The 11,808-nt window shown below is 68.4% G+C and carries 13 protein-coding genes and 1 pseudogene; 11 read left to right on the top strand and 3 right to left on the bottom strand.

Annotated elements, in window-relative coordinates; all coding sequences use genetic code 11:
* The 10 genes and pseudogenes from ACRDU5_RS10895 to ACRDU5_RS10940 form a co-directional block, all read left to right on the top strand.
* Positions 1-139 (top strand): annotated as a pseudogene (locus tag ACRDU5_RS10895) (UDP-N-acetylglucosamine--N-acetylmuramyl-(pentapeptide) pyrophosphoryl-undecaprenol N-acetylglucosamine transferase); the annotation flags it as partial.
* 38 nt (positions 140-177) lie between these two features.
* Positions 178-1,599, top strand: a complete 1,422-nt coding sequence (gene murC / locus ACRDU5_RS10900) for a UDP-N-acetylmuramate--L-alanine ligase (RefSeq protein ID WP_526614525.1) — start codon at positions 178-180, stop codon at positions 1,597-1,599.
* Entirely contained in the window at positions 1,596-2,492 is an 897-nt protein-coding gene (locus tag ACRDU5_RS10905) for a cell division protein FtsQ/DivIB (protein ID WP_526614514.1), read from the top strand. The genes murC and ACRDU5_RS10905 overlap by 4 nt, the downstream gene beginning before the upstream one ends.
* A 188-nt stretch (positions 2,493-2,680) precedes the next feature.
* Positions 2,681-3,823 carry a cell division protein FtsZ gene (ftsZ, locus tag ACRDU5_RS10910; RefSeq protein ID WP_526614515.1) on the top strand — a complete coding sequence of 381 codons (1,143 nt, stop codon included), beginning with the start codon at positions 2,681-2,683 and terminating at the stop codon, positions 3,821-3,823.
* Positions 3,824-3,857: 34 nt separating this feature from the next.
* Positions 3,858-4,574: a peptidoglycan editing factor PgeF gene (gene pgeF / locus ACRDU5_RS10915; RefSeq protein ID WP_526614516.1), complete on the top strand. Its 717-nt coding sequence runs from the start codon at positions 3,858-3,860 to the stop codon at positions 4,572-4,574.
* Positions 4,571-5,320 carry a YggS family pyridoxal phosphate-dependent enzyme gene (locus ACRDU5_RS10920; RefSeq protein ID WP_526614517.1) on the top strand — a complete coding sequence of 250 codons (750 nt, stop codon included), beginning with the start codon at positions 4,571-4,573 and terminating at the stop codon, positions 5,318-5,320. The genes pgeF and ACRDU5_RS10920 overlap by 4 nt, the downstream gene beginning before the upstream one ends.
* A gap of 58 nt (positions 5,321-5,378) precedes the next feature.
* Complete coding sequence (locus ACRDU5_RS10925) at positions 5,379-5,987, top strand: cell division protein SepF (protein ID WP_526614518.1); 609 nt, start codon at positions 5,379-5,381, stop codon at positions 5,985-5,987.
* A gap of 105 nt (positions 5,988-6,092) precedes the next feature.
* Positions 6,093-6,383 carry a YggT family protein gene (locus ACRDU5_RS10930; RefSeq protein WP_526614526.1) on the top strand — a complete coding sequence of 97 codons (291 nt, stop codon included), beginning with the start codon at positions 6,093-6,095 and terminating at the stop codon, positions 6,381-6,383.
* A gap of 220 nt (positions 6,384-6,603) precedes the next feature.
* A complete protein-coding gene (gene wag31, locus ACRDU5_RS10935; RefSeq protein WP_526614519.1) occupies positions 6,604-7,410 on the top strand; it encodes a DivIVA-like cell division protein Wag31 in 807 nt (268 codons plus the stop codon).
* A 14-nt stretch (positions 7,411-7,424) separates the two neighbouring features.
* The gene (locus ACRDU5_RS10940; RefSeq protein WP_526614520.1) at positions 7,425-7,757 is read left to right on the top strand and encodes a DUF308 domain-containing protein; all 333 of its coding nucleotides are present in this window, start codon (positions 7,425-7,427) and stop codon (positions 7,755-7,757) included.
* Between the two features lie 2 nt (positions 7,758-7,759).
* On the opposite strand, the gene ACRDU5_RS10945 is transcribed toward ACRDU5_RS10940, so the two are convergent.
* A complete protein-coding gene (locus ACRDU5_RS10945) occupies positions 7,760-8,443 on the bottom strand; it encodes a phosphoribosyltransferase (RefSeq protein WP_526614521.1) in 684 nt (227 codons plus the stop codon).
* A gap of 142 nt (positions 8,444-8,585) precedes the next feature.
* On the opposite strand from ACRDU5_RS10945, the gene ACRDU5_RS10950 reads away from it, so the two are divergent.
* Entirely contained in the window at positions 8,586-9,938 is a 1,353-nt protein-coding gene (locus ACRDU5_RS10950; protein WP_526614522.1) for a TIGR01777 family oxidoreductase, read from the top strand.
* On the opposite strand, the gene ACRDU5_RS10955 is transcribed toward ACRDU5_RS10950, so the two are convergent.
* Both ACRDU5_RS10955 and ACRDU5_RS10960 read right to left on the bottom strand, forming a co-directional pair.
* The gene (locus ACRDU5_RS10955) at positions 9,920-10,651 is read right to left on the bottom strand and encodes a type 1 glutamine amidotransferase (RefSeq protein WP_526614523.1); all 732 of its coding nucleotides are present in this window, start codon (positions 10,649-10,651) and stop codon (positions 9,920-9,922) included. The two genes, ACRDU5_RS10950 and ACRDU5_RS10955, sit on opposite strands and share 19 nt — an antisense overlap.
* On the bottom strand, positions 10,651-11,808 hold a 1,158-nt coding region (locus ACRDU5_RS10960; protein ID WP_526614524.1), incomplete at its 5' end, for a serine hydrolase domain-containing protein. The genes ACRDU5_RS10960 and ACRDU5_RS10955, both read right to left, overlap by 1 nt.

Consider the following 11,808-nt stretch of genomic DNA (forward strand, 5'->3'; position numbering starts at 1 on the left):
GCTCGGCGACGCTCCGCGGCTGACCGCGATGACGGCGGCCGCGGCGCTGGCCGGACACCGCGACGCCGCACAACGAGTCGCCGAGGTCGCCCTTGACGTGGCCCGCCGCGACCGGGATAGCCGAAGGCGCCGGCGGTGAACGGGAATTCCCTACCTGCCGAACTTCAGCGGGTGCACATGGTCGGCATCGGTGGAGCGGGCATGTCCGGCATCGCGCGCATCCTGCTCGACCGTGGCGGGCTGGTGTCGGGCTCGGACGCCAAGGAATCACGCGGGGTGGTGGCGCTGCGCGCGCGGGGTGCGTCGATCCGCATCGGACACGACGAGTCGTCGCTGGATCTGCTGCCCGGCGGTCCGACCGCGGTGGTGTCCACCCACGCGGCGATTCCGAAGACCAACCCCGAACTGGTCGAGGCCCGGCGTCGCGGCATTCCGGTCATTCTGCGGCCGGTGGTGCTGGCCAAGCTGATGGCCGGGCACACCACGCTGATGGTCACCGGCACCCACGGCAAGACCACCACGACGTCGATGCTCATCGTCGCCTTGCAGCACGGCGGTTTCGACCCGTCCTTCGCCGTCGGCGGCGACCTCGGCGAGGCCGGCACCAACGCGCACCACGGCAGCGGCGACTGCTTTGTGGCCGAGGCCGACGAGAGCGATGGCTCGCTGCTGGAATACATCCCGAATGTGGCCGTGGTGACCAACATCGAGGCCGACCACCTGGATTTCTTCGGCAGCGCCGAGGCATATGGCGCGATGTTCGACGATTTCGTCGAGCGACTGGCGCCCGGCGGCGCGCTGGTGGTCTGCACCGACGATCCGGGCGCGGCCGCGCTGGCTGAGCGCACCGCCGCGCTGGGGATACGCGTGCTGCGCTACGGAAGCGACGATGTCCCGGATCTGGCCGGCAGGCTGCTGAGCTGGGAGCAACAGGGCACCGGCGCGGTGGCGCACATCCAGCTGGCCGCCGAGGCGCATCCGCGGGTGATGCGACTGGCGGTGCCGGGCCGGCACATGGCGCTCAATGCACTGGGCGCGCTGCTGGCCGCGATGGAGGTCGGGGCGTCGGCCGAGTCGGTAACCGACGGGCTGGCCGGGTTCGAGGGGGTGCGCCGTCGCTTCGAGTTGGTCGGCACCGCGCACGGAGTGCGGGTCTTCGACGATTACGCGCATCATCCGACCGAGGTGCGGGCCACCCTCAACGCGGTGCGGACGGTGACCGAGCAGGGCGGGGACGGACGCTCGGTGGTGGTGTTCCAGCCGCATTTGTATTCGCGCACAGCCGCTTTCGCGCGTGAGTTCGGGCAGGCACTTGATGGGGCGGACGAGGTGTTCGTGCTCGACGTGTACGCCGCGCGGGAACAGCCGATGGCCGGCATCAGCGGGGCCACGGTCGCCGAGCACGTCGACAAGCCGGTGCATTACCTGCCGGACTTCTCCGCGGTTGCCGACGAGGTGGCCGACGCCGTGCACCCCGGTGACGTCGTCGTGACGATGGGCGCCGGCGATGTCACCATGCTGGGCAACGAAATCCTTGCGGCGCTTGCTGTCCGGGCCAACCGCAGCGCGCCGGGCAGACCCGGAACGGGCGAGCGATGACCAAGGCCGCCGACAACGGCGGGGATGCGACGCCGGACGAGGAAGTCACGCCGGCGGAGCGTCCCCCCGCGGAGGCCTTCGAAGGACCGCGGCGTCGGGCCCGGCGGGAACGCGAACAGCGACGCGCCGCCCAGGCCCGGGCCACGGCGATCGAGCAGGCCCGCCGCGAGGCCAAACGTCGCGCGCTGGGCAGGCAGGCCGAGGAGGCCAAAACCTTTGCGCGGGGCGCGGTTCGGGGTCTGAAGGTGGTGATCTGGGCGGTGGTGTTCGCCGTGCTGATCGTCGGCCTCGGCTTGCTGCTGTACTTCACGCCGGTCATGTCGGCGCGCAACGTCGTCGTCACCGGCCTCGGCGCGGTGACCCAGGAAGAGGTCGTCGCGGCGGCCGCTGTCCAGCCGGGCACACCGCTGCTGCAGGTCAACACCGACGACGTCGCCGAGCGGGTGGCCACGATCCGCCGGGTCGCCAGTGCGCGGGTGCAGCGTGAATACCCGTCCTCACTGCGGATCACCGTCGTCGAACGGGTTCCCATCGTGGTGAAGGACTATCCGGACGGGCCACACCTGTTCGACCGCGACGGCGTGGACTTCGCGACCGCGCCGGCGCCGCCCGGCGTGCCGTACATCGAGGTCGACAACCCCGGCCCCAGCGACCCGGCGACCAAGGCCGCACTGCAGGTGATGACCGCACTGCGGCCGGAGGTGGCCGGGCAGGTCGCCCGGATCGCGGCGCCGTCGGTGGCATCGATCACCCTGACGTTGACCGACGGCCGGGTGGTGGTGTGGGGCACCACCGACCGCACCGAGGAGAAGGCGCAGAAACTCGCGGCACTGCTGACCCAGCCGGGGCAGACCTACGACGTGTCCAGCCCCGATTTGCCGACGGTCAAATAGCGGTCGCCGCTTAAATCGGCCGAAATTCCTGACGTCCGCGTCGGCGCGCCTGCGTGGATAGACCGTGCGGTCGTCCTACCGTTCTGTTTCGCGGAACAACTTGACATAACTCTAAGCCTATGGTTGAGGTTGAGAGTTTGCCCGGGGTTCGGCGCCAGGACAGGCAACCAGGGAGGAAGGCGATCGCGATGACCCCCCCGCATAACTACCTCGCCGTCATCAAGGTGGTCGGCATCGGCGGCGGCGGCGTCAACGCCGTCAACCGGATGATCGAGCACGGCCTCAAGGGCGTGGAGTTCATCGCCATCAACACCGACGCGCAGGCGCTGTTGATGAGCGACGCCGACGTCAAACTCGACGTGGGCCGCGACTCCACCCGTGGACTGGGCGCAGGCGCCGACCCCGAGGTCGGACGCAAGGCCTCCGAGGACGCCAAGGACGACATCGAGGAGCTGCTGCGCGGCGCCGACATGGTGTTCGTGACCGCCGGAGAGGGCGGTGGCACCGGCACCGGCGGCGCGCCCGTCGTCGCGACCATCGCGCGAAAGCTCGGCGCGCTCACCGTCGGCGTGGTGACCAGGCCGTTCTCGTTCGAGGGCAAGCGCCGCAGCAGCCAGGCCGAGGCCGGGATCGCCGCGCTGCGGGAGACCTGCGACACCTTGATCGTCATCCCCAACGATCGCCTGCTGCAGATGGGTGACGCGGCGGTGTCGCTGATGGATGCCTTCCGCAGCGCCGACGAGGTGCTGCTCAACGGCGTGCAGGGCATCACCGACTTGATCACCACGCCGGGCCTGATCAACGTCGACTTCGCCGACGTCAAGGGCATCATGTCCGGCGCGGGCACCGCGCTGATGGGCATCGGCTCCGCCCGCGGCGACGGCCGGTCCCTGCAGGCGGCGGAGATCGCCATCAACTCGCCGCTGCTGGAGGCGTCCATGGAAGGTGCGCAGGGCGTGCTGATGTCCATCGCCGGCGGCAGTGACCTGGGCCTTTTCGAGATCAACGAGGCTGCCTCGCTGGTGCAGGACGCCGCGCACGCCGACGCCAACATCATCTTCGGCACCGTCATCGACGACTCGCTGGGCGACGAGGTCCGGGTCACCGTGATCGCCGCCGGCTTCGACGCCTCCGCGCCGAACCGCAAGCCGGTCATGGGAGATGGGGCCGGTGCACGAAATATCGCACCCGGACGCTCGGGCAAGGTCACCTCGACATTGTTCGAGCCCGCCGACGCCGCCAGCGTGCCGGTGCACACCAACGGTTCGAGCGTCAGCATCGGTGGGGATGACGACGACGACGTCGACGTTCCACCGTTCATGCGCCACTAGCGCGTGCCGAAATACCCGTCCGGATACTAGAGCTGTGAGTGTTCGGGTTCGGCGCGTGACCACCACCCGTGCCGGCGGCGTCTCGGCGCCGCCGTTCGACACCTTCAACCTGGGCGACCATGTCGGCGACGACCCGGCCGCCGTCGCGGCCAACCGGAAGCGGCTCGCCGCCGGGATCGGGCTGGGCGCCGAAGACGTGGTCTGGATGAACCAGGTACACGGCGACCGGGTGGTCCGGGTCGACGGTCCGCTCGAAGGCCCCGCCGCCGCCGTCGAGGCAACCGATGCATTGGTGACCAGCACGCCGCGATTGGCATTGGCGGTGGTAACGGCCGATTGTGTTCCGGTTTTATTGGCCGATGCGCGGGCCGGTGTGGTCGCGGCGGTGCACGCGGGCCGGGTGGGGGCGCAGAAAGGTGTGGTGGCCCGCGCGGTAGCGGCAATGCTGGCCGCGGGCGCGTATGCCGGCGACATCTCCGCCCTGCTGGGACCCGCGGTCAGCGGCCGTAACTACGAGGTGCCCGAGGCGATGGCAGCAGAGGTGGAGGCCGCACTGCCCGGCAGCCGGACCACCACGTCGCGGGGCACGCCCGGGTTGGACCTTCGAGCCGGAATCGCCCATCAACTAACGGATTTGGGCGTCACCGCCATCGATGCCGACCCGCGCTGCACGGTGGACGACCACAACCTGTTCAGCCATCGGCGGGATGCCCCGACCGGACGCCTGGCGTCGTTGGTGTGGATGGAATGACCGCGGTGGCAACCACCCGGGAAGTCGAACTGGCGCAGCAGCTGGCCGTTGTGCGCGGGCGCATCGAACGCGCCGCCGAGGCCGCCGGCCGCAATAGCGCAGAAATTGAATTGTTGCCGATTACGAAATTCTTTCCGGCCACCGATGTGCTTATTTTGTCGCATTTAGGTTGCCGCGAATTCGGCGAATCGCGCGAACAGGAAGGGGCGGCGAAATCGGCCGAATGCAATTCCGCGGAGCCGGCCGAGCCCATTCGCTGGCACATGGTCGGCCGCATCCAACGCAACAAGGCGCGTTCGATCGCGACCTGGGCTCATGCCGCACACTCCGTCGACAGCGCCAAGGTGATCACCGCGCTCGATCGGGCCGCCGAACGCGCCCGGGGCCAGGGCAGCCGGGCTGACCCGCTTCGGGTGTACATCCAGATCAGCCTCGACGGCGACGTCGCGCGCGGCGGTGTGGACGTGAACCGTCCGGAGGTGATCGACGCGTTGTGCGCGCAGGCGCAGTCCGCCGAGGCGCTGGAATTCGTCGGTTTGATGGGCATCCCGCCGCTGGACACCGACCCGGACGAGGCATTCGCGCGACTGCGGGCGGAGCAGCAGCGGGTGCAGCGGTCCTACCGGCAGCCGCTCGGGCTGTCGGCCGGCATGTCCAGCGATCTGGAGGCGGCGATAAAACATGGTTCGACGTGTGTGCGTGTCGGTACCGCGCTATTGGGGCAACGCCCGCTAACGTCACCATGAGTAGTCACTCCAGTCACATCTTCATCACAGACACCAGCTTCTCCAGAAGGGTCCAGCGATGAGCACACTGCACAAGGTCAAGGCCTACTTCGGTATGGCGCCCATGGACGACTACGACGACGAGTACTACGACGACGACGATCGTCCCTCACGCGGCTACCCACGACGGGAGCGCTTCGGCGACGACGGATACGGCCGCTATGACGACCGCATGGCGGGCTATGACGACGACGACGGCTACCGCGGCCCCTACCCCGACGAACCGCGCTTCCGGCCCCGCGAGTTCGATCGGCCCGCGCCGCGGTTCGGCTCGCTGCGCGGATCCACCCGCGGGGCGCTGGCGATGGATCCCCGGCGGATGGCGATGCTGTTCGACGAGGGCAGCCCGCTGTCGAAGATCACCACGCTGCGGCCAAAGGACTACAGCGAGGCGCGCACCATCGGCGAGCGGTTCCGGGACGGCACCCCGGTGATCATGGACCTGGTGACGATGGACAACGCCGACGCCAAGCGGCTGGTCGACTTCGCGGCCGGCCTGGCCTTTGCGCTGCGCGGCTCCTTCGACAAGGTCGCCACCAAGGTGTTCCTGCTGTCGCCCGCCGACGTCGACGTCAGCCCCGACGACCGGCGGCGCATCGCCGAGACGGGCTTCTACGCCTACCAGTAGATCGGCTGTGCTCACCCGAGCCAGGTAGGCTGGCGACGCGATCCGGGTCATCTCGTCTTACCTGTATCGAATGTCACACATCGGCTTGTAGTGAGGTCGGCTCAGTTGGCCCTGTTCTTCGAGATTCTGGGTTTCGCGCTGTTCGTGTTCTGGCTGCTGCTCATCGCCCGGGTGGTGGTCGAGTTCATCCGCTCGTTCAGCCGCGATTGGCGCCCCAAGGGGGTGACGGTGGTCATCCTCGAGGTCATCATGACGGTGACCGACCCGCCGGTGAGGCTGCTGCGCCGGATCATTCCGCAGCTCACGATAGGGGCGATCCGGTTCGACCTGTCGATCATGGTGCTGCTGCTCGTCGCGTTCATCGGCATGCAGCTGGCGTTCAGCGCGGCGGCCTGACACCGGCGCCGATAGCCGTCGACAACACATCGCCGCTCGAGGTTTGCCGAGTATCGTTTTCTGCCGGGCAATCGAAGCAGAAACATTGAAATTCGCTCTTAATTATCGCCCTCAACTGCGACCGCCGGGTCTGCTGTGACAGGATGGACGCCAGTTACCAAGCACTAAGGCTCTACACTTTGAACTCGATTGACGGTCCAGACTTCCAAGGGGGCAGACAATGCCGCTCACACCAGCCGACGTCCACAATGTCGCATTCAGCAAGCCGCCGATCGGCAAGCGCGGCTACAACGAGGACGAGGTCGACGCCTTCCTCGATCTGGTTGAGAACGAGCTGACCCGGCTCATCGAGGAGAACGCCGATCTTCGTCAGCGGGTAACCGAGCTGGACCAAGAGGTGGCGACCGCGCGGGCCGGCGGCGGAACGCAGTCGACGGCGGCCATCCCGCTGTATCAGCCCGAACCAGAGCCCGAGCCGGCCCCGGCGCCGGTGTACGAAGCGCCGCAGCCCGCCGCCGGCAGCAGCGCCGAGGAGCAGCACCTGAAGGCGGCCCGGGTGCTCAGCCTCGCGCAGGACACGGCCGATCGGCTGACCGTCACCGCCAAGGGCGAGTCGGAGAAAATGCTTTCGGACGCGCGCGCCCAGGCCGACCAGATGGTCGGCGAGGCGCGGATCACCGCGGAATCCACGGTGGCCGAGGCCCGGCAGCGGGCCGATGCCCTCCTGGCCGACGCCCAGACCCGCTCCGAGGCCCAGCTGCGCCAGTCGCAGGAGAAGGCCGACGCATTGCAGGCCGACGCCGAACGCAAGCATTCCGAGATCATGGGAACGATCAACCAGCAGCGCACCGTGCTGGAAGGCCGGCTGGAGCAGTTGCGCACCTTTGAACGCGAATACCGCACCCGGCTCAAGACCTATCTGGAATCCCAGCTCGAGGAACTGGGCCAGCGCGGCTCGGCGGCACCGGTGGACTCCAGCGCCAACGACGGCGGCGGATTCAACCAGTTCAACCGCGGTAACAACTGATCCGGATTCCACCAATGCTGATCATCGCGCTTGTGCTGGCCGTCATCGGCCTGGCCGCGCTGGTGACCGCGGTCGTCACCAGCAATGAGCTGATCGCCTGGGTTTGCATTGCGGCAAGCGTGATCGGGGTGGTGTTGCTGATCGTCGACGCGCTGCAAGAGCGCTCCCGGCGCGATGCCGGGGAGGACGAGGCCGCCCCGCCGCCCGAGGATGGGCAGGCCGACGCCGATTTCGACGCCGACTACCCCGACGAGGCCGAGCGCGCCGAATCCGAGGCCGATACCACCGCAGTAGCGGTCGAAGAGGGCGACGACGAGGTGGCCGGCGAGGACCGCAACACCCGCTGAATTCAGCTCGCGATGGTCGGGCGCGCCAGCAGTTCGCGAACTTCGTCGTCGGAGACCTGATGGAAGTCGCTGTAGACCTGTCCGACCGCCTCGAATGACGGCGGCATCATCGCGCACACCACGTCGTCGGCCTCTTCGGCCAACTGCTTGCACGCCGACGGCGGTCCGACCGGCACGGCGACGACGACCCGCGCGGGCTTGGCGGCCCGGACGGCCCGTACCGCGGCGAGCATGCTGGCGCCGGTGGCGATCCCGTCGTCGATCAGCATCGCGATCTTGCCAGCCACGTCCAATGGCGGCCGTCCGCCGCGATAGGCGGATTCGCGACGGTTCAGTTCCTCGGTCTCCTTCTCGATCGTTTCCCGCAGCTGGTCATCGCTGATGCCCAGGCTGCGCATCAGGCTGTCGTTGACCACCAGGCCACCGCCGCTGGCCAGCGCGCCCATCGCGAGCTCCTGCCATTGCGGCACACCGAGTTTGCGTACCAGAAACACGTCCAGCGGCGCCCGCAGCGAGGCCGCGACCTCCCAGCCGACCGGCACCCCGCCGCGCGCCAGCCCGAGCACCAGCAGGTCGTCTTTTCCGTGATAGGCCGTCAACTCCTCAGCAAGGACTTGGCCGGCCTCGCGGCGATCGGTGAACGTGCGCCGCGAATTGCGGCGTACGAGTCCACTCCAACCCGTCATGACAGTCTTTCGAATTCCGGGGACTCCTCCAGCCTACGACCGCGGCGCATTTGATGGGGTATCCATAGCGGATCGGGGCCAAACCCTCGCGGCTCGGGCTCCGAATCTCTTGTGACGGGACGTTTGGTAACGGAAGGGGACCATGGGCATCGAATACGAGAGTGTCGTCGACCACCCGCTGGCCGAGGTGTTCGCCTGGCATACCCGCCCCGGCGCGATGACCCGGCTCGTCCCACCCTGGCAGCCGATGAGGGTGGTGGCCGAAACCGAATCGCTGGCCGACGGCCGGGCCGTGCTCGCACTGCCCGGCGGGCTGCGGTGGGTGGCGCAGCACGATCCGGCGGAATTCGATCCCCCGTACCGCTTCGTCGACGCGCTCTCGTCGGCGGGGCCGATGTCCTGGCCCGCCCGGGTCGTCGGTCGATGGCGGCACACCCACGAGTTCAGCGAGGCCCCTGGCGGCGGCACGACGGTTCGCGACGTGGTCGACGCCCCGGTGCCTGCCGCGGCGTTACGGTCCACCTTCGCCTACCGGCACCGCCAGCTCGCTGACGACCTGGCCGCGCACCGCGACGCCGCGGAGGCGGGTGCGCAACCGATGGTGGTGGCCATCACGGGCGCGTCCGGCCTGGTCGGGTCCGCGCTGGCGGCGTTTCTGAGTAGCGGTGGGCACCGGGTGATCCGATTGGTACGGGGGCCGGCACGCGCCAAGGACGAGCGACAGTGGCAACCGGACGCGCCCGCACCGGACCTGCTCTCCGGGGTCGACGCGGTCGTGCACCTGGCCGGGGCGTCGATCGCCGGGCGATTCACGTCCGGGCACAAGGCGGGGATCCGCGACAGCCGCATCGAGCCGACGCGCAGGCTCGCGCAGGTGGCCGCAGACGGCTCTGACGGCCCAACGGTGTTCGTCAGCGCGTCGGCGATCGGTTACTACGGCTTCGACCGGGGCGACGCGGTGCTGTGCGAGGAGAGCCTGCGCGGCGACGGATTCCTGGCCGATTTGGTGGCCGACTGGGAGGCCGCGACCGCCCCGGCCGCCGAGGCGGGCCTGCGCGTCGTGGCGGTGCGCACCGGAATCGTGCAAGCGGCGAGCGGCGGAACGCTGAGATTGATGCGTCCGCTCTTCGCGGCCGGCCTGGGCGGCCGGCTGGGCAGCGGCCGGCAGTGGTTGTCGTGGATCGGGCTGGACGACCTGATCGATGTTTACCACCGTGCGCTGTTCGACGAGCGGCTGGCCGGTCCCGTCAACGCCGTCGGGCCCACGCCGGTGCGCAATGCCGACTACACCAAGGCGCTGGCGCGCGTGATCCACCGCCCGGCGGTGCTGCCGGTGCCGTCGTTGGGTCCGCGGCTGCTGTTAGGGCCGCAGGGCGCGCGCGAACTCGCACACGCCGACCAGCGGGTGGTGCCGACCAAGCTGACCGAGCTCGGACACCGGTTTCGCCATGTCACCGTCGCCGATGCGCTGGCGCATCAACTGGGACACGACTGACCGGCCACCCGCGACAGGAACCCCCGCACCAACTTCCGGATCCTGCGGGCGGCGCTGGGCTCGAATTCTGTTGTGGCCGAACGAAGCTCGTCGTGGCTCAGGCCGACACCGGCCACCTCGCCGTCGCGGTCTGTGGCCAGCCACAACTCGAGCAGGTCGTGACCCAGTTCCGGGTGGAACTGCAGGGCCAGCGACTTGCCGAGCACGAACGCCGCCGAAGAGTTCGCGGTCCGCGCGATCTCGGCGGCGCCCGGTGGCAGTGTCCAGGTGTCGAAGTGCCATTGGAACCACGGCCCGGATGGCACCAATTCCTCCCGGTCGCTTGCGATGTCGAACCAGCCGATCTCCGGTGTCGCCGACCGGCTGACCGAGCCGCCGAAGGCCGCGGCCAGCAGTTGACCACCGAAGCACACGCCCAGCGTCGGCACGCCCGCGTCGGCCGCGTCACGCATCATCTTCATCTCGGCACCGACCCACCTAGCGCGCAGCGCCTCGTCGTACACCGGCCACCGGGCGCCCAGCGGCACGAGCACGTCGTAGTCGGTCGGATCGGGAAACGCCACATCGAGCACGGGATCGTGCAGCCGTTCGGGTGGAACCACCTCGAATGTGGAGATGTCGAAACCACATTCGGTGAACGCATCGCCGAGCAATGCCTCCGTCGCGAGATGCTCGTTGTAGATGAACAGCACTCTGGGCGCCACGGCGACCATTATTTCGTCGGTGGCACCGGCGGGGCGTCGTCGGGGGCGAGCTCCTTGGCGATCCTGCGGAACAGGGTGTCGCCTTCGTTGCGGTAGTTGCCCGCCTCGTCGAAGGCTTCGGGCTGGTAGGTGACGGCGACCGCGATGGCGATCTTCTTCGACGGCAGGTAGGCCATCACACCGGCTTCACCGGCGAACAGCGGGTTCTGCAGCAGCCAGTCGCCCGAGATCACGATTCCCATGCCGTAGGTGTAGCCGTCGTCCTGCACCAGGCAGGTGGTGCAGCCGGGCTGGGTGTGCGTCTTGCCGCGAAGCTCGGTGGACACCATCTTGTCGTAGGACTCCTTCGACAGCAGCTTGCCGGAGCCGATGCCTGCCGCGCTGGCCTCCATGTCGTAGATGTTGGTCGTCTGGATGGCGCCGTGAGTGATTGTCCACGACGGGTTCCAATACGTCGACTCTTCGTAAAACGGTGTGCCACTGGGTATCTTGAGCGCCGCGCGGCGTTCGCTGGTGAACGCGTGCAGGACCGGCGATGGAATCTGCGGGGTGAACGAGTTGGCGGTGTTGGTCAGGCCGAGCGGCCGCAGCACCTTGTCTTCCAACAGCTTCGGCATGTCCTGTCCGGTCGCCTTCTCCAGCGCCTTGCCGAGCAGCACGTAATTGGTGTGCGCGTAGTTCCAGTTGGTACCCGGTTCGTAGAGCAGCGGCCGAGACGTCGCATAGCCGAGTAACTGGTCGGGTTCCCATTGCCGGAAGGGATTCTCGTACAGCGCCTTGTCGAACTCGGTGTTGCCGATGACGTAATCCACGTAGCCCGAGGTCATCTGGGCGAGCTGGCCCAATGTCACCCGGTCGGCGTGCGGCACATCGGGCAGCCACTTCGACAGCTTGTCGTCCAGGCTGACCTTCTGTTCGTCGACGAGGCGCAGCAGCAGCGTCGACACATACGAGATCGCGACCGCGCCGTTGCGGAAATGCATGCCGGTCGTCGCTGGCACCCCGGTCATGGACTCGCCGACACCCTCGGTGACGACCTCCTCGCCGTCGACGGTCGCGCGCACGATGACCGCCTTCAGGTGCGCGTGCGCCATGGTGTCGCGCACGATCTTCATCACCGCCTCGGCCTTGGCGGGATCGGTGGTCGGGGCTGGGGACTCCGGCGG

The organism is Mycobacterium sp., assembly GCF_050701515.1.
GTDB lineage: Bacteria > Actinomycetota > Actinomycetes > Mycobacteriales > Mycobacteriaceae > Mycobacterium.